Annotated in this window: 15 protein-coding genes; 6 read left to right on the forward strand and 9 right to left on the reverse strand. The window is 58.6% G+C overall.

The genetic code is table 11. The features are described 5' to 3' along the window. Positions 1-98 precede the first annotated feature (98 nt). The 6 genes from H8B03_RS06690 to H8B03_RS06715 all read left to right on the forward strand — a co-directional run bounded on the left by H8B03_RS06690 (position 99) and on the right by H8B03_RS06715 (position 11253). On the forward strand, positions 99-809 hold the full coding sequence (locus H8B03_RS06690) for an IS6 family transposase (RefSeq protein ID WP_193140956.1): 711 nt from the start codon (positions 99-101) through the stop codon (positions 807-809). An 88-nt stretch (positions 810-897) separates the two neighbouring features. Then, positions 898-3147 carry a type I restriction endonuclease subunit R gene (locus H8B03_RS06695; protein ID WP_226925752.1) on the forward strand — a complete coding sequence of 750 codons (2250 nt, stop codon included), beginning with the start codon at positions 898-900 and terminating at the stop codon, positions 3145-3147. Between the two features lie 112 nt (positions 3148-3259). Further along, a protein-coding gene (locus H8B03_RS06700) for an IS3 family transposase (RefSeq protein ID WP_226925753.1) occupies positions 3260-4395 on the forward strand; the annotation gives its coding sequence in 2 pieces (ribosomal slippage) (positions 3260-3527 and positions 3527-4395; 1137 coding nt in all). A gap of 587 nt (positions 4396-4982) precedes the next feature. Beyond that, positions 4983-6365 (forward strand): cytochrome P450, encoded by a 1383-nt coding sequence (locus H8B03_RS06705; RefSeq protein ID WP_193140957.1) that lies wholly within the window; start codon positions 4983-4985, stop codon positions 6363-6365. Continuing rightward, positions 6362-9604: an AMP-binding protein gene (locus tag H8B03_RS06710; protein WP_193140958.1), complete on the forward strand. Its 3243-nt coding sequence runs from the start codon at positions 6362-6364 to the stop codon at positions 9602-9604. Before H8B03_RS06705 ends, H8B03_RS06710 begins: the two co-directional genes overlap by 4 nt. Positions 9605-9669: 65 nt before the next feature. Next, a complete protein-coding gene (locus H8B03_RS06715) occupies positions 9670-11253 on the forward strand; it encodes a hypothetical protein (RefSeq protein ID WP_193140959.1) in 1584 nt (527 codons plus the stop codon). A 169-nt stretch (positions 11254-11422) separates the two neighbouring features. On the opposite strand, the gene H8B03_RS06720 is transcribed toward H8B03_RS06715, so the two are convergent. The 9 genes from H8B03_RS06720 to H8B03_RS06760 form a co-directional block, all read right to left on the reverse strand. Beyond that, the gene (locus H8B03_RS06720; protein WP_193140960.1) at positions 11423-11755 is read right to left on the reverse strand and encodes a hypothetical protein; all 333 of its coding nucleotides are present in this window, start codon (positions 11753-11755) and stop codon (positions 11423-11425) included. A gap of 40 nt (positions 11756-11795) precedes the next feature. After that, positions 11796-13271, reverse strand: a complete 1476-nt coding sequence (locus tag H8B03_RS06725; RefSeq protein ID WP_193140961.1) for an NAD(P)/FAD-dependent oxidoreductase — start codon at positions 13269-13271, stop codon at positions 11796-11798. Further along, on the reverse strand, positions 13255-14421 hold the full coding sequence (cfa, locus tag H8B03_RS06730; RefSeq protein ID WP_193140962.1) for a cyclopropane fatty acyl phospholipid synthase: 1167 nt from the start codon (positions 14419-14421) through the stop codon (positions 13255-13257). Before cfa ends, H8B03_RS06725 begins: the two co-directional genes overlap by 17 nt. After that, the gene (locus H8B03_RS06735; RefSeq protein ID WP_193140963.1) at positions 14421-15557 is read right to left on the reverse strand and encodes a fatty acid desaturase; all 1137 of its coding nucleotides are present in this window, start codon (positions 15555-15557) and stop codon (positions 14421-14423) included. Before H8B03_RS06735 ends, cfa begins: the two co-directional genes overlap by 1 nt. Then, a complete protein-coding gene (locus H8B03_RS06740) occupies positions 15554-17143 on the reverse strand; it encodes a B12-binding domain-containing radical SAM protein (protein ID WP_193140964.1) in 1590 nt (529 codons plus the stop codon). The genes H8B03_RS06735 and H8B03_RS06740 overlap by 4 nt, the downstream gene beginning before the upstream one ends. A 284-nt stretch (positions 17144-17427) precedes the next feature. Next, the gene (locus H8B03_RS06745; protein ID WP_193140965.1) at positions 17428-17685 is read right to left on the reverse strand and encodes a hypothetical protein; all 258 of its coding nucleotides are present in this window, start codon (positions 17683-17685) and stop codon (positions 17428-17430) included. Continuing rightward, positions 17682-18356: a D-Ala-D-Ala carboxypeptidase family metallohydrolase gene (locus tag H8B03_RS06750; protein WP_193140966.1), complete on the reverse strand. Its 675-nt coding sequence runs from the start codon at positions 18354-18356 to the stop codon at positions 17682-17684. Before H8B03_RS06750 ends, H8B03_RS06745 begins: the two co-directional genes overlap by 4 nt. A gap of 74 nt (positions 18357-18430) precedes the next feature. Next, the gene (locus tag H8B03_RS06755; protein ID WP_193140967.1) at positions 18431-18718 is read right to left on the reverse strand and encodes a DUF6127 family protein; all 288 of its coding nucleotides are present in this window, start codon (positions 18716-18718) and stop codon (positions 18431-18433) included. A gap of 19 nt (positions 18719-18737) precedes the next feature. Then, on the reverse strand, positions 18738-18938 hold the full coding sequence (locus H8B03_RS06760) for a hypothetical protein (RefSeq protein ID WP_226925754.1): 201 nt from the start codon (positions 18936-18938) through the stop codon (positions 18738-18740). Between the last annotated feature and the right edge of the window lies 1 nt (position 18939).

Here is an 18939-nt window from a genome sequence, read left to right on the forward strand (position 1 = left end):
AGATCCGACGGGTGATATGAACCCCGAAAACGTCCCCGAACGGGACTGTTGCGTTAGTCGTTGTTTTTTCTAACCATGCGGAGAACACGAGGTAGATCATGTCCAGCCAGCAACCGTTCAAGCGCCACCGTTTCCCCGCGAGCGTCATCCTCTGTGCCGTTCGCATGTATCTACGCTATCCCTTGTCTTACCAGGACACAGCGGATTTGCTGGCTGAACGCGGTGTGAATGTTGATCGCTCGACGGTCTACCGCTGGGTGCAGAAGTTCGGACCACGGCTGGCTGACGAGACTGACAAGCGGCGGCGGTGGATCAGCCTGGACTGGCACGTGGACGAGACCTATGTCCGCGTTGGCGGGAAGTGGCGCTACCTCTGGCGGGCAATTGATCGGCATGGACAGATGATCGATTTCAGACTCACTGCCCGGCGCGATGCGAAAGCTGCGAAAGCCTTTCTGCGCAGGGCGATCGAGAAGGTCAGGCTTCATCGCCCAGTCACGATATGCACAGACAAGGCGCCCACCTACCGAAAGGTGATCCAGGACGAGAACCGACGTTACGATCCCCAGTTCGACAGCATCACCCATATCGACAAGAAGTGGAGAAACAACCGGATTGAAAGTGATCATGCGGCGCTGAAGCGGTTGCTTGGATATCGACAAAGCTTCCGTACGCTGAGATCCGCCAAATCGACACTCCGCGCCATCGAAGCCATCCGGACCATCAAAAACCACCACATCGACAACATGAAACCGGGCGTCCAGGGCGAGATCGCCTTCGTCCACGAAATGTTCGGCCTGGCCGCATAAAATACAGCCATAGAGGCGCTCCGCCAACCTCTACGGATTAACGCAACAGTCCCCCTATCTGTGGGAAGAAGTCCTCCAGCCCGCCAGCATGGCCGGGATCATCCAGCATTTTGTCTTGCTGGAAGGCGGCAAGACCGACCCTTTGGCCAAGAAGTCCCTGATCTTCCCCCGCTATCAACAGCTTGATGTCGTTCGAAAGTTGCTGGACCACACCGCAACGCATGGCGTTGGTTACAGTTATCTGATCCAGCACTCGGCCGGGTCGGGCAAGTCGAACAGCATCACATGGGCCGCCTATCAGCTGATCGAGAGCTATCCAGCAAGTCTGGACCTGCCAGGCGCGTGGGCGCTGGATGCGCCGCTGTTTGACAGCGTAATCGTGGTGACGGACCGCCGCCTGCTGGACAAGCAGTTGCGCGACAACATCAGCGATTTTTCCGAGGTGAAGAACATCGTCGCCCCCGCGATGCGGTCCGCTGACCTGAAAGCCGCACTGGAAAATGGCAAGAAGATCATCATCACGACCATCCAGAAATTCCCGGTTATTTACGAAAGCGTCGCAGACCTAAGCGACAAGCGCTTCGCTGTAATCATTGACGAGGCGCACAGCAGCCAAAGTGGCCTCGCCAGCGACAAGATGAACCAGACTATGGGCAGCGGCGGAGATCCCGACGAAGTGGACGCACAGGATAAGATCCTTGCCGCTATGCAAGGTCGCAAGATGCGTGGTAACGCTTCCTACTTCGCCTTTACCGCAACGCCAAAAAACACGACACTGGAAAAATTTGGGACGAAGCAGTCTGATGGCACCTTTAAGCCTTTCCACCTCTACAGCATGAAGCAAGCGATCGAGGAAGGCTTCATCCTCGACGTTTTAGCCAACTACACGACCTACAAGGGCTACTACGAGATCCAGAAGTCTATCGAAGACAACCCGCTTTTCGACACGGCAAAGGCGCAAAAGAAGCTGCGGGCTTACGTGGAGAGCAGCCAGCAGACGATCAATACCAAGGCCGAGATCATGGTCGAGGATTTTATGGACAACGTCGTGAATGCCAAGAAGCTACGCGGCAAGGCGAAGGGCATGATCGTCACTCAAAACATCGAGATGGCGATCCGCTACTATAAGGCCGTGCAGGCGGAGCTGGCGAAGCGCGGGAATCCCTTCAAGGCCCTGATCGCTTTCTCTGGAGAAAAAGAGGTCGACGGGATCAAGTACACTGAGGCCGAGATGAACGGCTTCCCAGAAGACAAGACGCGGAAGGAGTTCGACAAGGACGAGTTCCGCCTATTGGTCGTGGCGAATAAATATCTGACCGGCTTCGACCAGCCGAAGCTCTGCGCCATGTATGTTGACAAAAAATTGCAGTTTGTACTGGCAGTACAGGCATTGTCGCGCCTCAATCGCTCCGCGCCGAAGTTGGGCAAGCGGACTGAAGACCTGTTTGTTCTCGACTTCTTCAACTCTACCGATGACATCAAGGCTGCCTTCGATCCATTCTTCACCGTGACAACGCTGTCAGAGGCAACCGACGTAAACGTGTTGCACGAGCTGAAGGCGACACTCGACGAGGCGGGCGTCTACGAGTGGTCCGAAGTCGAGGAGTTCTGTACCCGTTTTTTTGATGGGGAAGATGCGCAGACGCTCAGCCCCCTGATTGACGCTGCGGCGGAGCGGTTCAACGTAGAGCTGGATCTCGAGGACAAGGATAAGATCGACTACAAGATCAAAGCCAAGCAGTTCGTGAAGGTCTACGGCCAGATGGCATCCATAATGCCCTTCGAGGTGCTGGCCTGGGAGAAGCTATTCTGGTTCATTAAGTTCCTCATCCCGAAACTGAAGATTCAGGATCCGAACCAAGATGCACTCGACGAACTGCTCGAAGCCGTCGACCTCTCCTCGTACGGCCTTGAGCGAACGAAGTTGAACCACGCCATCGGGCTGGACGCTTCTGAGTCAGAACTTGAGCCACAAAACCCCAATCCGCGTGGGTATCGTGAAGGCGAGGTCCAGGAAGATCCGCTCGAAGAGATCGTCCGAAGCTTCAATGAACGCTGGTTTCAGGGATGGAGCGCGACACCGGAAGAGCAACGCGTGAAGTTTCTTAACATCGTCGACAGCGTGCAGGCGCATCCCGATTACGACGAAAAGTTTAGCGAAAATCCGGATCCATTCTCGCGCGATCTAGCATTCGAGAAGATCATGAAAGATGTCATGTTACGGCGACGGAAAGAAGAGCTCGAGCTGTACAAACTCCACTCCCAAGACCCGTCCTTCAAAGCCTCCTTGTACCAGAGCATCAAGGAAATGCTGCGGAACAGCACTCTGCGCGGCTAGTCAGCAGGCCAACAAGCATTGAGGAAGCAGGATTGAGCCGGTTAGATAGAGGTGGTCGCAGGATTTCGGACCAGTTGCTAAGCTGTAGCGACTGACGAAGGAACACCACCATATGACGAAGCGGAAACGCTATTCTGCGGAGTTCAAGGCCAAGGTTGCGCTTGAAGCTATCCGTGAAGAGTTGACGACGGCCGAGCTGGCCAAGAAGTACGGCGTCCATCCGACCATGATCAGCGGATGGAAGAGAACGGTGATCGAGAACATGGCATCGGCGTTTGGCGGTGGCGCCTCGGCCGAGCCGGCGATTTCCGAGAAGGATGTCGAGAAGCTCCACGCCAAGATCGGCCAGCTGGTCGTGGAGCGGGATTTTTTGGCCGATGCCTCCAGTCTCATCCTCGGCGCTGGAGGCAGAAAGCGGTGAAGCAGGATCATCCCGATCTCAGCGTCCGGCGGCAGTGCAGCCTGTTGTCGCTGGCGCGCTCCAGCCTCTACTATCACCCGCGCGGCGAAAGCGCTGAGAACCTGGCGTTCATGGAAATCATCGACCGGCAGTTCCTCGAGACGCCCTGGTACGGCTCGCGGCAAATGGCCCGTCACATGCAGCGGGAAGGGCACAGATGCGGGCGCCACCGGGTCCGGCGGCTGATGAGGCTCATGCGGCTGGTTCCGATCTACCAGGAGCCGAAGACCAGCAGGAAGCATCCCGAGCACAAGATTTACCCGTACCTTCTCAAGGGGCTGGCCATAACCCGCCGCAATCAGGTCTGGTGTACCGACATCAGCTATATCCCCATGCGCCGGGGCTTCCTGTATCTTGTGGCGGTCATGGACTGGCACAGCCGGAAAGTTCTGAGCTGGCGGCTGTCGAACAGCATGGATGCCGGGTTCTGCGTCGAGGCGCTGAAGGAGGCGCTGGCCCGATACGGCCCGCCAGAAATATTCAACTCCGACCAGGGCTCGCAGTTCACCAGCACCGACTTCACTGACGTGCTGCACGACGCCAAGGTGAAGATCTCGATGGACGGCCGCGGTCGCTGGATCGATAATCGGATGATCGAGCGCTTCTGGCGATCATTGAAATACGAGTGCGTCTACCTGAACGCCTTCGAGACCGGCTCTGAAGCCCGAGAGGGGCTCGGCGCCTGGATCGCCTATTACAACGAAAAGCGCCCGCACTCATCCCACGGGCTGCTGACGCCGGGCGAGGCATATGATAGTCGGGCCCCGAACCTGAAAGCCGCTGCCTGAAAATGAAACCCATGCTATAGCTTAGACCGGCGGCAAACTGGTCGAAAATTCAGGACCACCTCTCGGCATCAACCCCATCTATACCTTTGCCGGCACGGATACGCGACCGACGATCAATTTCCCCCCGATTATACAGTTGGCCCTAACCACTTCACATAGGACCTTAAAATACTCTTTTGGATCTACGATGGATGGGCTATTGAAGAATCTGTCCTAGCATTATTAATTTGATTGCGTCTCAGACGTTTTTTCCGGCTTGACTCTACGCCCATGAGTCTTTTCGTGGAAGTGGTGGAAATCAAGTCATTGAGCAATCTTCGGGAGACTTGCCGACACCCGATGAACGGTGGCATGCTGCGCGGATGAAACAGTACGCTGGCTACTTAGTGCGAGGCCTTTTTTTGCCTCCAAGACCCGTCCCAGCTCCGCAGGCGGCAAGACGTTTCGGCAGCCTTCGCGCCCGCCCCGATCCACCGTGCTTTGACCGAGACTTGGATCGATGAACACCCGCCAAACCATCAGGCCGTGTTGGCCGGTCGCGCGGCTCGCAACCGGCCAACAGGCAGGCAGGGCGCGGAGAGTCCTCAATGTCTGAACCGGCCAGACACACACCGGTTCCGCGTGTGCCTCGCTGGCAGGGCGTGCGGGATGCCCGGGCGATGATCGCCAACCCGGTGTCGGTGCTCGCCCGCCACGTCGACCGGCTCGGCCCGAGCTTTCACTACAGTTTCGGCGGCGTGCGCGATGCCCTGATCACAACCAATCCGGTCTTCGCCCGCCATGTGCTCAAGACCAACCACAAAAATTTCCACAAATCCGAGATCCAGACCGGGATCATGGCCGAGTTTCTCGGTGAGGGCCTGCTAACGGACCGCTGGGAAAACTGGCGACCGAAGCGCCAGCGGCTGGCAAAAGCGTTCCACCCACACAGCCTTGACGGCCTCGGCCCGGCGATCGAGGCGGCGCTTCAGGACGCGCTCCTAGGGCTCGAGGCGCGGGCGGCGGCGGGTCAGGTCTCGTTCAAGGAAGAGGTGACGCTGATCACCTTTGCGATGGCGGCCCGCTCGTTCTTCGGCATGTCCTTCCCCCTGGACGACATCGGCACCCTGAGCGGATTGATCAAGTCGATCCAGGCGTTCATGACTAAGCTGGTGGTGATGCCGTTCCTGCGGCCGTGGTGGCAGCTGAGCGGCGAGTTGGCCCGCCAGCAGCGCGACCGCGCAAGCGGTGATGCGCTGTTGCAGGCGCGGATCGAAGAACGGCTGGAGGCCCCGGCTAGCGACACGCCCGATCTGCTCGACCTCCTGCTCGAGATGGCCGATCCCGACACCGACAGCGTCGCGCGACTCACCCTGCCCCAGGTTTTGGCGGAAGCGATGCAGATTCTCGTGGCCGGGCACGAAACCTCGTCCAACGCCTTCACCTGGCTGATGCTGTTGCTCGATGCCAACCCAAGGGAGCGCGACATTGTCACCGCTGAGTTTGCCGAAGTGCTTGGGCAACGCGCGCCGGTGTTCTCCGATATCGAGAACCTGCCGCGGACCAATTCGATCGTTGAGGAGGCGTTGCGGATGTTCCCGCCGTTCTGGATGATCGACCGGGTGGCGCTGGCCGACGACATGATCGCGGGCGTGCCGATCCCGCGTGGCACCACAATCGTGATATTCCTTTATGGTTTGCACCGCGACCCGACGCTGTGGTCCCAACCCGACCAGTTCCAAACCGACCGGTTCGACAACAGCCTGTGGCAGCACCGCGAGTTTTTCCACATCCCGTTCGGTGCCGGCCCGCGCCGGTGCATCGGGGTCAATTACGCGAAGCTTCAGATTTTCACTTTGCTCCATCGCTTTGTTGACCAATATGACGTCACATTTTTGGACGGAAATACACCCGGCATCGATCCAAAATTCATCCTCAGTCCGCTGGGGCCTGTTCGGGCCCATATCACCCGAAAGCACCAGACACAGTGAACCTTCCTCCATCGCCGACTGCAAACATCAATGCCATCCTGGAGGATTGGGGCGCGCGCCAGCCGGACCGCCTTCTGTTCGCCTTTCTCGACGTCCGCGGGGAGACCCTGGAAAACTTCAGCTACGCGGCCTTTGCGCAGCGGGTCGACACAATCGCCGCAGACCTGGCCGCAAACAAGGCGCTAGCAGTCGGCGACCGGGTAATCCTTGCCTACCAGCCGGGCATCGAGATCATCACCGCGCTCTTCGCCTGCGCCAAGGTTGGCCTCGTTGCCGTGCCGACGCCGCCGCTCAGCCCGTTCGATTTCGTCGCCTGGACCGGCCGCCTCGATCATATACTCGAAGACAGCGCCGCCGCCGCCTGGCTCGCCTGCAACCGCACTCTGGAGTTGTTCGAAGAGGGCTGCCACCGTCACACCGACCCGGTGCCGCAGGCCGCTGCCAGGCGACTGCGGGCGCTGCCGGTGATCGACACGACAGCACGCGCCACCGACTCGCAGGCGCAGGTGCAACACCGGCCCCACCCGATTGCGTTTCTGCAATACACCTCGGGCTCTACCAGCCACCCCAAGGGAGTCTGTGTGAGCCATAAAAACCTGATCGCCAATTGCCGCGCTGTCGTCGATCACGCCCACCCGGTTGCGGTCACCTGGCTGCCACAGCACCACGACATGGGGCTGATCGGGTATTTCATTTACATCGCGCTCTCGGGCGGGACGACCTATGGCCTCTCGCCCAAGTCGTTTATCCAGAAGCCGGCGATCTGGCTCGAGCTTTTGTCGCGCTACCGGGCGACGGCGACCTCGGTGCCCAATTTCGCGCTTGAACTCTGCCTCAACGAACGCCGTGTGCCCACCACCGACCTCGACCGTTATGATCTGTCGTCGCTGCGGTTCTTCATGGTCGCCGCCGAACCTGTGTTGCCGGAAAACTTCGAAGCATTCCGCCGCAAGTTCGCCGTCTGCGGACTGAAACACGAGGCGTTCTACGTGGCTTTCGGTCTGGCCGAATTCACTCTCGCGGTCACGAGCTATGGCCGCCACGCGGTCTCGGTCGACCGTCGGCATCTTGCCCAGGGGCAGGTGTCGCTGATCACCGAGACCACCGGCGTCAGCCACGCGCTGCCGTTGATGAGCTGTGGTCGGCCCCTGGGCGATACCGAGATCCGCATCGTAGATGCGGACAGCGGCATCGAGGTCGCCAAAGGGCACACCGGAGAGATATGGCTGGCGGGCGCGGGGCGCGCGCAGTGCTACTGGCAGAAACCCGAGCTCAGCCGCGACACTTTCGAAGCAAGGCTGGTCGATGCGCCCGACACCCCGGCAGGTTTCCTGCGTACTGGCGACATTGGCTTCCTCCACGACGGTGAGCTGTTCGTCTGCGGCCGCCTCAAGGACATGATCATCATCCGCGGCCAGAACATCTATCCAGAAGACATCGAGGCACTGGCGCGGCAGGCACTGCCCGAGTTGCGCCGCAACGGTGTCGTCGCTTTCGCCTCTGGCGACGACTCCGAGAATGATATCACCTTGGTCGCCGAGGTCGCGCGCGGCCGCGAGATGCCGGACGAGACCGGGATCGTGCGGGCGATCCGCGAAGGGTTGCAGGTGCCGGTGGCGCGGGTGGTCTTTGTGCCGCCACGCTCGGTTGCGCGGACCAGTTCGGGCAAAGTGCGCCGGGCCCGCACCCGCGAATTGTTGCAGACCGGCGGGCTCCAGGTTCTGGTTGACACCCGCCATGCGCTCGGCGGGCAGGACACGAAGGGCGCGGCCGACGTCTATGAACTCGAGCTTCTCAAAGACCGCTATGGCCTGACCGGCGAGGAGGCATTCACTCTGTTCGATGTCGGCATCGACTCACTCGACCTTGTTGTTTTCCTCAATTGGATCAAGGATTCGCTGCTTGAGCGCGGCGCGCCGGCGCTGGCCGAACGGGTCAACCCGCGCCTGCTCTCGGCGATCTCGATCCGCGAGCTGTTCAGCATCGCCCGCCTGTTCGACAGCGCACCCGAAGCCGCCACCGCGATGATGACAGAGTTCTTCGCTCACGCCTTTGAAGCGCAGCTAGACGCCGAACGCGCGAAGATGCTGGCCGACTGCGCCTACCAGACACCGCGCCACCGCATGCGGGTGCCGACCGACGCACCGGCGCTCGGGACCCTGGTCACCGGCGGCACGGGTTTTCTGGGCCCGTTCCTGATTGACACGCTGTTGCGTCAGTCCGAGGCCGACCTCCACGTGTTGGTGCGCGGGCGCAACATGACCGATGCCCATCAGCGGCTGGCCCGAGCGTTTGCCGAAAACATCGCCGACCCACAAAGCCGCTCTGCGTTCGAGAGCCGCGTCCACGTCGTTCTGGGCGACCTCGAACAGCCGCGCCTCGGGCTTGCGCAGGCAGACTGGGAGCGGCTCGCTGCCGGGATCGACACGATCTGGCACAATGGCGCTCTGGTGAATTACCTGCTCAACTACGACCACATGCGCGAGGCCAACGTGCAAGGCACCTCGGCTGTGCTCGACCTCTGCTTTGACGGGCGCGCCAAGGTGCTCAACTATGTCTCGACCACTTTCATTTTCGGCTGGGCCTCTAGGGATTTTCTGTATGAGAGTGACCGCAACGACGGAATGGACAAGCTCGACTTTGGCTACAGCCAGTCGAAATGGGTTGCCGAGCAAAAGGTCTTTTCGGCGATGGAGCAGGGTCTCCGAGCGCGGGTGTTCCGCCCGGCGCTGATCACCCCGGCGCTGAGCGGCGGAGGCGGCAATCTCGACATCACCATTCGACTCCTGAGTTTCATGATCAAACATGGGCTCGGGGTCACGGCAGGCAACCAGGTCAGCTTCATGCCCGCCGATGTGACCGCCGACAATATGGTCGCCATTGCCGGGCTCGACGATACGCTGGGCCAGAGCTTCCACGTCGTGCGCGACGCGCTCGAAACCATGTCGATGATCACAGAGCTGATCGGCAGCGAAATCGGCAGCGAGTTCGACATGTTCGACCTGCCCGATTTCGTGCCGGAGGTGATCCGCCGATGCACCCGCGCCGACCCTATCTATCCGCTCCTAGACTTTCTCGTGGATTCAGTCGACAACATTTCGTCAATGGAGTTCAAGCGCTACAACAGTAACGCCTACCGCGCAGCGCGCGACCGCTCGTCGATGGGCCGTGCGGATCCTCCGCTGGAGGAGATCATTTGCGGAATAATGAAGTTCATTGCTTCCAGGAAGCTTTGTTGAAGCGAGCATCGATCGCACGTTAGATGGCCACCTCGCAATAAAGCGGGTTTTTCAAAGGATCGTGAATGAATGAAAGTTATAAGACACAGAACCAGAGCCACAGCGGATCGTTTGTAGTATGGCGCATTCGATCGAATGAACGACCGTCTGGGCGGATTTCGATTGTCGCCACCCTTCAGACAGTTTGCGCGGTTGCAATCACTTGGCTCAGCATCGGTATCACAGAAAATTTGGTTCTAGCCCTTACTGGATTGGTTGCTGTTTGCCTTGTTCTTATCAGAAGCGAGAAATCGGTGAGACTCGGCGCAGAGATTTATTCCTCGTACTGGAATAGTCCATGGGTGGAATTGGTGTCTGTGAAGGCAATATTGATTGCGGTGCTTCCATCAATTGGGTCTGGCCTATTCTGCGCCTTATACTTTATCTACTTTTCATCTACACACGCTTGGTCGCTTGAATTCTTACACTACATTTTTATTGGTATTTTTTCTATCAATATTGGTTTGGCCATTGCTACAACGATCTCGGTCCGAATTCCTAGGCCCCTAACATACGCCACAACAACTGCATCAGTGATCGCTAACTTCTTCGCATCCATGCAATATATGCCGGACGCTGTATTACCGGTCGTGATTGGGATGGTGTTGGCGATCGCTTCCTCGCTGCTGCCTCTAAGAGGTCAACCGGGCACCGAACGAACCCGAGCCAATATTCATGCACGTGCGATTGGAACATCTGGGCCGTCGCCGACCGAGGGTATCGGCTTGCTGCCATATGCAATGCTCGGCCTAGGCTTTTGCGGCGGGCTACTACTAAGAGCATTCCTCACGAGAATGTATGCGTCATTACGTTTCTTACCTGACGGAATAAGATCGTTGCCAAGGAACTTCTTGTTCGCGACGCTTCAGCAGAGTGCATTCTCGCCTCCAGAATTAGTCCCGGGACTTGGTCGAATCGAACCAATATTTGAATTTAAAAATGCCGTTAGAGCCTTCTTTGTTAAAAGTGCGTTGGGTGATCTTGTATTGGGCTTCTTTGTAAGTGCGGTGGTGTTCGCTCCAGCAATCGTTTACAGATTAATCATCAAATCGACATCATGGTTCTACTGTCTTTTAGTTTACGTCGTCTACCTTCCCAAAAAAATGCAAACTTCCCAAGGCCGTTCAATATTTGCTCTAAGCCAGACTGCAAAAGTCTACGAATGGGTACGGTTGATAGTTTCCCTATTTTCCTTAACCGTTGCCATACTTTCACTCTTGTCGCCCGAAACGGTTCAAGAAGTTATATCCGCATCACGGCTGGGAGATATGCCATTGACAGTTTTTAGCCTATTTTTGGTCCTGGATTTTTCCCAGATCCAACCTTGGCACCCTATTGCTCTTGCTGTATCAGTCTTGACGGTCTTTCTATTTTTCAACCTTGATTCAATAAGTAAGGAGTTGAAGGCTGGTGCCGAAATCTCATCCATTGACCGCCGGGTGTTTATTTCGATTTCTCTCACCAGGCTACGCAGCCTATTGGTTTCTATTTGGCTGGTCGTAGGATTTATTTACTTCGTGGAGTATGCATATGACACTTGTCGGCTATCCGAATGGATTTCCAACCATGTAGCTGGAGTTTTTGGACCAAACGGTTGCTACTCAAGTTAAGCGCGCAACGATCTGAAAAGTCTTCCAAAGAAAAATTCAATGGCGCATCCCAGAGTGTACCCGCCATATCGAATCGCCCTTCACCGCGGTTTACTATCTCAGATGCCTTTCAATTATCTTGTTGTTGATGTTAAGGAGTGCAACTATGCATCGGCTAGGATAATATCCTTTACGTGAGCGCGGCAATTCCGACAACAATGGTAAGATAAGACAGACACCACATAATGATCGGACCCGATGCACCTTTAAATTTCAAAGCAAGAATGTCCAATTCTATTTGACCAACGAACTCACTAAAAAGAACAACAAGTGCGGTTGAAGCTCCAGCAGCAAGAGGCAACCCAATAAGAGCAACAAAGAAATTCTCAAACACGACATCGAAATTTAAGGTGATTGACCAATAGGCAAATAAGACCCATATAGTTGCCAAGCCGGCCGTCGCTAAAACAAAAATTGTGCCAACCACCCAAATAATCACATTTTTTTGTGTCTCACTCAACATCTAACTGCTCTCCTACAAAGATGGATTGATGCGACAATAACTAAAATTTCTGTACATTGAAATCCGTCCCATCAAAGCTGAGCATATGGCGGCGATAGTCCTCGCACAGCCCTGGAAAAATCGCCCGGTTCACTCCGTGCGCATCGACATACCAGCTGTTGCAGGCCGCGCCCCCCCAGACCGTATTGGCGAGTTCGGCCTGCACCCAAGCATTGTAGCCGTCCTGCCGGTCGCGCGGCAGGTCGAGGGCGGCGGGGGCCGTCAGAGTGTTGAGCCGGTCGAGATATGCCAGCACGTAGCGCAGTTGCGATTCGACGAAATGCACCGCCGAGGAATGCCCGAGCCCGCCATTGGGGCCGAGCAGGTAGGCAAAGTTGGGAAACCCGGCCACCACCGTGCCACGGTAGGCCTGCGGCCCCTCGCGCTGCCACAGCCCAGCCAGCTCCACCCCCTCGGCATTGACCACCGGCAGCAGGTCGGCCGGGTCGGTAACGTGAAAGCCGGTCGCCCAGATCACCGCGTCGACATCGGCCCGCCGGCCGTCGGCGCAGATCACACCGGCCGCGTCGAGCCGGTCGAGCGCGGAATCGATGAGCGTCACGTTCGGGCGGTTGAAAGTGGAGAGGTAGTCTTCAGACAGCACCGCGCGCTTGCATCCGATCCGGTCGCTGGGGGTGAGGCGCCGGCGCAGCTCCGGGTCTCGCACCTCGCGCCACCGCTTGAAGCGCGCGGCGCCGGTGAGCGCGCCATAGGCGAGCCCCTTGTGCAGGTAGGCATGGCCAAAGAACTCGAGCTTCCAGTAATGAAAGGCGCGACCCAGCCGGTGCAGCGCTGGCAGGCGGCGGTAAAGCGCACGCTCAGCGGCGGTAAACCGGCGCTCGCCGCGCGGCAATATCCAGGCCGGGCTGCGCTGCACCACGTAGAGCTGTTCCGCGTCGCGGGCGATCTCGGGCACGATCTGGATCGCGCTCGCCCCGGTGCCGATCACGGCGACCCGCTTGCCCGCGAAATCGGCGCCCGGGCCCCAGCGCGCCGAGTGCAGCTGCAGGCCGCCATAGCTCTCGCGGCCGGGAATGTTGGGAATGCGCGGACGGCTCAACGGCCCAAACGCCACGATCAGAGCCCGGGCAGTGACTGCGGCGCGACCAAAGATCTTGAGCCGCCACAACCCTTTTGCGGCATCGAACCGGGCTTCGGTCACGTCGTGCCCAAAGCGAAAGTGGTCGGCAAGACCGGGCTCGGCGCTCACCTGCCTGAGATAGGCGAGGATCTCGGGCTGCGGGGCAAAATTGCGGCTCCATCCGGGGTTGGGCCGGGCAGCCAGTTCATAGAGTTGCGACGGCACATCGCAGCGGCAGCCGGGGTAGATGTTGTCGCGCCAGACCCCGCCGACCCCTGCGGCCCGCTCGAACACCGCGAAGCGCTGCCGCCCCGCGTCTTTCAGCGCGATCGCCGCGGCGATGCCGCTGAAGCCTGCGCCGATCACGGCGATATCGAGGTCAGCGGCTGTCGGCATGCGGATAGGTCGCTCCAGTGCGGGAAATGTCCAAACAGGTAATGCCGTCCCTGGAGAACACAAACTGCCACAGGTGGCACAGCCGTGAGGTGAAGATGCCCTGGCTGATCTGCAGGTAGAACCGCCACATGCGGTAGAACCGCTGATCGAAATCGGCTTCGATCTGCGGCCAGTTGGTGACGAACCTGCGGTCCCATTCCGCCAGCGTGCGGGCATAATCGCCGTCGAGGTGGTGCGCGGCCTCGGCCACGAACAGCCCCTCGGCGGCCTTGTAGACCTGCGCCAGCGACGGCAGCTCGCCGTTGGGAAAAATGTAGGTGTTAAGCCAGCGCGATTGCGCCGCCTCGATCGGGGTGTTCGAGACGATGCTGTGCAGCAGGAACAGGCCGTCGGGTTTCAGCACCCGCTCGACAGTCTGCATGAAGGTACGGAAGTATTTCTGCCCAACCGCCTCGAACATGGCGATCGACACGACCCGGTCATAGCTGCCGCTCACGTCGCGGTAGTCCATAAGCTCAAAACGCACCGGCAGGCCGACACTGCGTTCCCGCGCCCAGGCGAGTTGCTCCTTCGAGACAGTGATCCCAACCACCTCGGCGCCGTAGTGTTCAGCGGCATGGCGGGCCCAGCCGCCCCAGCCGCAGCCGATCTCCAGCACCTTCATTCCCGGCTTCAGGTCGAGCTTGCGGCAGATCAGGTCGAGCTTGGCCCGCTGCGCCTCCTCCAGGGTCTGCGCCTCGTGCCAATAGGCGCAGCTGTAGCTCATCGTATCGTCGAGAAAGGCTGCGAACAGGTCGTTGGAGAGGTCGTAATGCGCCTCGCCCACCTCGTAGGCGAGTGCCTTGCGCCCGACCCCCTTCAGCCGCTGCCTGAGATAGTAGCCCACGAAGCGCGGGTCGCGGACCGACTCTTGGTGCAGGTTGGCGCGGATGAACCGGGCCGACATCTCGTCGATCTGCTCGCAGTCCCACCAGCCCTCCATGTAGGCCTCGCCGATGCCGAGCTGCCCGTAGCGGATCATCCTGTCGAAGAAGCGCGGATCGTGCACCCTGATGTCCCAGGGGCGGTCGCCGTTCACGTGCACGTCGGCGCTGGCCATCAGCTCAGTCACGAGTGCTTCGGCCCGACTTGAACGGGAAGTGGCGGTCATTAGACTGCCTCTCTGTTGCTCACTCCGTTGCCAGACGGATGCGCGAGCCTGCCAATGTTGTTCATATGCCCGCGGAGCGCCGCACGCCAGCTCGGATAGACGTTGTAGGGAAGCCCATGATCTCGCGCAGCCTCGGCGACAATCCTTGCCAGGGCGGGATAGTGCCGGTGACTCACGCCCGGAAAGAGGTGGTGTTCGACTTGGAAATTTAGCCCGCCAAAATACCAAGCCGCAAGAACGTTGTCAGGTGCAAAATCGGCGGTAGTGCGCAACTGGTGCACCGCCCATTCCTCCTCCACCGTGCGCTCGTCGGCGGAGAGGTGCGGGAACTCGGTGACGTCATTCATGTGGGCGAGCTGGAATACACAGGTGAGGATCAGGCCGAAGACGACATGGAATAGCGCTAGTGCGCCCAACGCCGACCAAACGCCGAGAACCCAGACTGGCAAGGCGACGAAGCCGACCACATAAACGAACTTCGTAAGCCAGAATTCCGAGTGCTGGGCCAGAGTCATCGTCGGCAGGTCGAGATAAGGGTTTAGCCGGCCGGTAAAATACTGCTTGAAGTCCTTGATGAAGAACCACTCCACGGTCGCTGCTGCGTAGATCACGGGCCAGTAGAAGGGTTGCAGTCGGTGCCACGGCTGGTGCGGCTGGTCGGGTGAGAGTCGTAAGCTGCCACGGGTCTCGATATCGTCGTCCCAAGCGTGAAGGTTTGTAAAGCGGTGGTGGAATACATGGTGCTTTTGTTGCCAAAGAAACCTCGACGGTCCCAGCAGAAGACAGCAGAAAATGGCTGTGGTATCGTTGCAGGCCTTGCTGCGGGAGAAGCCATGATGGTTGGAATCGTGGAAGATATTGAAGCCAACTCCTGCAGCTGCTGCACCGAGTGAAACCGCGGCGGTGAGCCGCATCTCGATGGTTTCAGCGAGGAGCATGGTCGTGTAGCTCAGCGCAAACCAGCCAAGCATTATTAGCGCTTTACCCACGATCCCGCCTTGACGGCTTTGACCGGTCTCGTCAAAAAATTCTGAAACCCTCTGTTTAAGTTGCCGATACAGGCACGGTTCTAAAATAAACTTTGGGCGCATTGCGTTTTGGGCCAGGCCCTTTCTGTCACCTCTGGTGTGGTTCACGTTGTCTCTAGTTCCGGAAGTACGGCCATCCTATTGCCTTCATAGACCAACGCTCGGTCGAGTTCGCCAATTGCCAGTTTAGTGTAACCAGCGAGGTGAGTATACATTGCCATCATCACCATGACCGACTTCAGGCTTCGCGGACGCGAAAACAAAACCTTCAGCGCTACCAATCCGAAGGGTCGGATGAACTGAGGGTAAGTGCGTGATAATCGCCAGACGAGCCTGCCCCAACGCCGCAAATCCTTGATCACAGCGCGCCTATCCGAGGTGCCCAGCAACGTTCGGTTGTGCAACAATCGGGCAGTCAGCAACATTCGCCGACAATAGTTGTCAATGTCATATAGTTCCGAAATAACCTTTCGAAAATCTCGTAGTATCTCCTCCCGAGGTCGAATGGTTTCGAAGTTGAGGCCCACCATGGCTCCACCGCCCACTCGGGCAACACCGAGCTGATCTGCCTTGGAGAGCCTCTTCTCTTTTGCCAGGCGGCGCGACAACTGAGTTCTCGGCAGAGCATAAAGCATGTGAACAAGCGCTATCGCCACGCCACTCTCTCTAATCATTTCGAGCATGGCGTCAGCCGTCTTGTCAGTTTCTTCATCGAATCCGATAATGAAGCCACCGGTCACGAATATTCCGTATTCACCGAGGCGTGCGATATTTTTGGCAAAGTCACGATGCATGTTCTGTTTTTTTCGGGTTTGCATCAGCACTTGGTCATCCGGGCTTTCAAATCCGATAAAGACGCTAAAAATCCTTGCTTCGCGCAGCATCTCCAAAAGCGAAGCATCGTCCGCAATGTTGATCGTAGCCGATGTGTAGAACTGAAATGGATAGCCATGCTGCTTTTGCCAGTCAGCAATCCCTGGCAGTATCGCGCGCACCGCCTTCTTGTTGCCTATGAAATTGTCGTCAACGATGTAAATTATGCCTCGATAGCCAGCATGAAGAAGAGCATGAAGTTCATTCACAAGCTGCTCAAGGCTTTTGACCCGTGGAACCCTGCCAAACATTTCGATGACATCACAGAATTCGCACGTGAACGGGCAGCCGCGCGACACTTGAATGCTCACCTCCATATAGGCATCGAGATCGAGAAGATCGAACCGCGGCAGGGGGCTCTGCGTCATATCTACAGAAGATGTCTCGGCCTCAAAGCGTCCGTTCGGCTCACCGGCGTCGATTGCAGCAACCAAATCGGACATCACGCCTTCGGCCTCTCCTATCACGAGATAGTCTGCTGCACTATATAAATGGGGGCTAGCAGATGCATCCGGCCCGCCGACAACCACTCTCTTCCCCTTTGATTGACAGAATTCAATTAGATTGATCGCATCGCGCTGCTGAGTGAGCATACCACCAGTGAAAACAAGATCGGCCCACTCCAAATCTGAATCAGAAAAGTCTCTCACAGTTCTGTCGATAAAACGAACCGGCCAATCCTTCGGCAGCAAAGCCGCAACAGTAAGCAGACCGAGGGGAGGGATTGGTGCCTTAGCTCCGACCAAGTCCGCCGGCGTGTCGTAGTGCCCCATGAATCGGTTGGCCGAGAATCTTGGATAAACAAGTAAGATACGGGGCATACTGTGTCCTCAACGAAAGCTCGCTCGTCAACTATTAACAGAAAACTGCGATGGTGCATACTTCTAGGACACGTCGGAAAAGGTGGGCTGCTCGACCCGATTTCGTTGGCAAGCCAAACGCCGGTCTCACGCACGCGTGGGCCTGCTCCCGCATCACCACGTAGTCACTCAGCATCCCCGCGACCGCCGAGCTCTCGGGCAGCATCGCCAATTCTTCGGCCGCCCGCGCCTGTAACTCCCTGCTGTATTCCACGACCGGCGGACATGCCGCCAAGCCGTTCGCTTCAAAACCCGCCGTCGCGCAGCCGGTCAACCAGCTCGCCCCGATCACGAGGGCGGCGAGCCGCCGCCTCCAGCATACGGCGTTGAATTTCATTGGTCTTCTCCCTAGCTTCGAGGCGTTCCTCCAGGCGACCGACACGCTCACCCGAGCGGCGGATCGACAGCAGGAACAGAACGATCGCGAGGGCGATAGCGGCGTAGCGCAGAGCGGTCCTCGCCATTGGGGTGATCGTGATGCCGCCGAGAATGCTGGTGATCATCGCCGCCCCCGCTTCCAGTCATCGAGACGCGCGTAGATCGTGATCGCGATCCCGCCGAGCGCCACCACGATGAACAACCAGCGGAGCGTGTCGAGGTACGGCACCAGCGGCAGGATGGCAGACTGCGTCTCCGCCAGCACCTGCTGGGCCACCTCGACACCGGCTGCACCCAGCGTCGCCACGCCTGCCGCACCACCCCCCTTCATTGTGCGGCTGTCGGCCAGCACTTCGCGGGCGGGCGGCGTTTCAGCTGCAAATGCAGTCGCCCGGAACGGGAACCGCTCGCCCCACTGGCGCGCCGGGCCGACGTCCACATGAATGAACCCCGATCGCGGGTAAAAGCCGAAGCCGAGGAATCCGACCTCGCGCGCCGCCGCTTCGAACGCGGCGGGGTCATGGTTTGCCATGGCGATGTCGAAGGCGGCGCCGTCGAGGTGCTTCGAGCGGGTGGCGCCCCCGACGGCACGGTTGTGCTCGGGGCTGCGATAGGCGGAGCGAACGATCAGCGGCTTGCCCAGCCGGTCGCGCAGGGCCTGCAGCTTGTCGAGCGCGGGTTCGTTGATCAGCAGCTTGCCGGTGCCGCGGCAGGCAATTTCGGCGGGCGAGAAGTTGGTCCAGCGCCAGGCACCTTTTGGCACGTCGCGCCAATGGTCGTATAAGGTTGTGGTCATGGGAGTCCTCCAGAAACAAGAAACCCGCCTCGAGGGCGGGTGTGGTTGAGCCAATGAATGGGGATGGTGAGCGGCTACGGGCCACCGCCAAATATCTTGAGTTTGATCGCGATCCCGGCCAGCAGCGCCAGCATCACGCCTGTGGTGATCATGCGGACGGCTGTCTGCATCGCGGTGCGCCGCACCAGACGGATGCAGTCAAGCAAGGATCGCAGGTCCCGGATATCGAGTGCGGCCTCACTGCCATCGAGGCCGACATCGGCGAGTGCGCGCTTGGCACCTACCTCGGCCGCCCGCGTCAGGATCGCCTCGAACTCAGCGTCGGGCATTCGCACGAAGCCCTCGGATCTGGGTGGTGTCATCGGATCCTCCTTGCGCAGCTCAGCCGACCTTGCAGCCCCAGAAGGACGTGTGATCGGCCGCGAAATATCCGTCCGCGACCCGGAAATAGCCCTGCAGCTCAACGGTATCGCCCGCAGTCAGAGGCATCATGGTCTGCAGCCAGATGGCAGTGGCGAGCGAGACGTGGGTGGCGGAGATTTCGCCGAGGGAGCAGCGGATTTCCGTCGTGCCGTCCAGCACG

The organism is Meridianimarinicoccus sp. MJW13, assembly GCF_014901205.1.
Taxonomy (GTDB): Bacteria; Pseudomonadota; Alphaproteobacteria; order Rhodobacterales; family Rhodobacteraceae; genus Meridianimarinicoccus.

Coding starts and splice junctions, on each gene's coding strand:
- H8B03_RS06690 (WP_193140956.1), top strand. CDS start 99: ATGTCCAGCCAGCAACCGTTCAAGCGCCACCGTTTCCCCGCGAGCGTC.
- H8B03_RS06695 (WP_226925752.1), top strand. CDS start 898: ATGGCCGGGATCATCCAGCATTTTGTCTTGCTGGAAGGCGGCAAGACC.
- H8B03_RS06705 (WP_193140957.1), top strand. CDS start 4,983: ATGTCTGAACCGGCCAGACACACACCGGTTCCGCGTGTGCCTCGCTGG.
- H8B03_RS06715 (WP_193140959.1), top strand. CDS start 9,670: ATGAATGAAAGTTATAAGACACAGAACCAGAGCCACAGCGGATCGTTT.
- H8B03_RS06720 (WP_193140960.1), bottom strand. CDS start 11,755: ATGTTGAGTGAGACACAAAAAAATGTGATTATTTGGGTGGTTGGCACA.
- H8B03_RS06725 (WP_193140961.1), bottom strand. CDS start 13,271: ATGCCGACAGCCGCTGACCTCGATATCGCCGTGATCGGCGCAGGCTTC.
- cfa (WP_193140962.1), bottom strand. CDS start 14,421: ATGACCGCCACTTCCCGTTCAAGTCGGGCCGAAGCACTCGTGACTGAG.
- H8B03_RS06740 (WP_193140964.1), bottom strand. CDS start 17,143: ATGCCCCGTATCTTACTTGTTTATCCAAGATTCTCGGCCAACCGATTC.
- H8B03_RS06745 (WP_193140965.1), bottom strand. CDS start 17,685: ATGATCACCAGCATTCTCGGCGGCATCACGATCACCCCAATGGCGAGG.
- H8B03_RS06750 (WP_193140966.1), bottom strand. CDS start 18,356: ATGACCACAACCTTATACGACCATTGGCGCGACGTGCCAAAAGGTGCC.
- H8B03_RS06755 (WP_193140967.1), bottom strand. CDS start 18,718: ATGACACCACCCAGATCCGAGGGCTTCGTGCGAATGCCCGACGCTGAG.